Origin of the sequence: Phenylobacterium sp. (assembly GCF_035276905.1) — a bacterium.
Lineage (GTDB): Bacteria > Pseudomonadota > Alphaproteobacteria > Caulobacterales > Caulobacteraceae > Phenylobacterium.
The window spans coordinates 1-2215 of sequence record NZ_DATELG010000294.1 but is presented as its reverse complement, the minus strand read 5'-3'; the positions used below and the strand labels follow the sequence as shown (position 1 = coordinate 2215).

Below are 2215 nucleotides of genomic sequence, written 5' to 3'. Positions count from 1 at the left end.
TCCTTGATCAGGTCCCGCGCGACGGGCGTGGAGTCGTTGATCGAGGTGAAGACGAAGGCTTCGTGGCCCTCGCCCCCGGTCATGGTGTCGGCGCCCTGGCCGCCGTAGATCGTATCGGCGCCGGCGCCGCCGTTCAGCTCGTCAGCGCCCTCGTCGCCGAAGACGATGTCCGCCCCGTCGCCGGCCTGCACCCGGTCATTGCCGGCGTCGCCGTGCAGCACGTCATTGCCTTCCGCGCCGTTCAGCGAGTCCGCGCCCGCGCCGCCGAACAGGAAGTCGGCGCCGGCCTGGCCGTTGACGGTGTCGGCGCCCTGGCCGCCGTAGCCCCAGTCGTCGCCGTCGCCCAGGATCAGGGTGTCGTTCCCGGCGTCGCCGTAGACGTGATCGGCGCCCGCCTCGCCGAACAGCCGGTCGTCGCCCTGGTAGCCGTGGATGGTGTCGTCATTGGCCGAGCCGCGAAGCGTCTCGTCGTGCTCGCCGGCGACGCCGTTCAGGACCTGCCCTTCGACGGAAGGATCGGCGTTGTCGACGTACATGACCTGGATCTGGCCGCCTTCGACCTCTTCACCGTTGAGCTTGTAGTGGGCCTGGGTGTCGAGCAGGTAGGCGCGCTGAGTGGCGCTGCCGAGGATGCTGGTCACGTCGATGACGCCGGAGGCTTCCTCATCCTGGTTGAACGGCGGCGTCGGCAGGTGATTGGGATCGACCACGTTGGAGCCGGGCGTGAGCTCCTCGCCGAAGCGCGCCTCGTCATGCCGGGCGAGCTCGGCGAGCGTATGCGTCGCCAGGTCGAGGTCCCACACTCGGCCGGCCCGCGGCGAGTTGCCCACGTCTTCCAGCATGACGATATGGCCGTTCGCCGAGACGGTGATGTTGTCCAGCATCGCCTGGCCTTCGGTCCCGTTCAGCAGCTCGGTGACGGTCCCGCCGAGTTCCGGATGCTTGACGTCGGCGAAGTCGAGCTCCCACAGGCGCGAGGCGCCCGGATAGCCGGCCGTGGTGACGAAATAGTATTTCGACGCATCGTTCGGATCCCAGGCGCCGTCCTCGGGCCGGTTGAAGCCCGACTGGCCCGCGGCCGCGCCGGCGGCCTGCAGCTGGGCCGCGTTCAGGTTGCTGACGTCGCCCAGGTTCAGGAGCTGGAACTGCGCGTGATAGCCGGAGCCGGCGAGGTCGTGGGCGTTGTCCTCGTTGGCCTGGCCGCCGAAGCCGCCGATCACCTTCACCGCGCTGAGCGTGCCGCCGACGAGCCCGGCCTTCTCGATCGCCGCGCCCTCCGCCTGCTTCTGGCCCTGATAGAAATAGATCTGGCCGCCGGCGGTGTCCTCGTTCCCCGCCACGAGGGTCAGGTCGCCCGTGCCCCAGTTGGCCAGCTCGTTCTCGACCGCGTAGTTGCCGAAGCTCGCCAGCTCATAGGCGTTGTGCGCCTGCTCGCCGGTGACGACGTGGGCGATGATCCGCCCCTGATCCGTGCCTGACACCGACTCCTCGCCGTTCAGGAAGATGCGGTCGTCCGTGCCGAGGCCCGTGCTGGCGTTGTAGTAGGCCCTGGGATCGGCCAGGTCCGCCGAGCAGAAGCGCGCGAAGTTCAGCTGCGCGCCCGTCGCGGCGACGTAGGAATGGGTGGCCGTATTCCAGCTGAAGACGTGCTGGTCGAGATCCTGGCCGGAGACGACGCTCAGGTCGGACTTGCTGATGACGTATTCGCTGACGAACGAGCCCGTGGTGTTGCCGTGCGCCCGCGGGGCGCCTTCGGCGCTGGTGAACTCGTGGTTCACCAGCAGGGTGAAGGTGCCGTCGCCATTGTCGAAGGCGCCCATGCCGTCTGGCGTTCCGTCGGTGTCGTAACCGGCCACTTCATCGCCGACCGTCAGAATGGAGGTCAGGCTCACCCCGGCGGCGGTGGGCGTGATGTAGGGCGTTGTCGTGGTCGAAGGACCGATGGCCATTGGCTTCCCCCAAAAAGGTTGAGGGCATCGTCGCTATTCGACGGACGCGAAACACTCGCGAAACCTTTGCAACAATTGAGCAACAATCTGCACGCGGGAGCATCGGTGGCCGCTGCGCCGCGGCGTAGGGCCTCACGGTCGAAGCGGCGGCAGGTTCGGGGTGTCGAGCGGCTTGTTGCGGTTGCTGGATCCGGAATCGCCCTGCGAGCCGCTGGTCCCGGCCGGCATCGGCGCCTCGCGGTAGCGGCGGCGCGCTTCGCGGGCTG

General features: G+C 68.4%; 1 protein-coding gene. It reads right to left on the bottom strand.

The features are described 5' to 3' along the window. Window positions 1-1949 (bottom strand): calcium-binding protein (locus VJS38_RS13935; protein WP_324088752.1); only part of this gene is annotated, 1949 nt, incomplete at its 3' end. Window positions 1950-2215: the final 266 nt, after the last annotated feature.